This window comes from Pseudoxanthomonas sp. USHLN014 (assembly GCF_037153335.1).
GTDB classification, from domain to species: Bacteria; Pseudomonadota; Gammaproteobacteria; order Xanthomonadales; family Xanthomonadaceae; genus Pseudoxanthomonas_A; species Pseudoxanthomonas_A winnipegensis.
Genome location: NZ_JBBCKO010000028.1, coordinates 1 through 223 on the forward strand (window position 1 = coordinate 1; position 223 = coordinate 223).

1 protein-coding gene is annotated in these 223 nt (G+C 67.3%); it reads right to left on the bottom strand.

Annotated elements, in window-relative coordinates; genetic code table 11:
• Window positions 1-223: EF-Tu/IF-2/RF-3 family GTPase (locus WFQ05_RS20540; protein WP_337055191.1), on the bottom strand; the 223-nt coding region annotated here is incomplete at both ends.

The following is a 223-nucleotide window of genomic DNA, read 5'->3' on the forward strand; positions in this document are numbered from 1 at the left end:
GCCCTTGAAGAACGGCGTGTGACGGCCACCCTCGTCCTTGGACAGCACGTACACCTCGGCCTCGAACTCGGTGTGCGGGGTGATCGAACCCGGCTTGGCCAGCACCTGGCCACGCTCCACGTCGTCACGCTTGGTGCCGCGCAGCAGCAGACCCGCGTTGTCGCCCGCCTGGCCCTGGTCCAGCAGCTTGCGGAACATTTCCACGCCGGTCACGGTCGTCTTC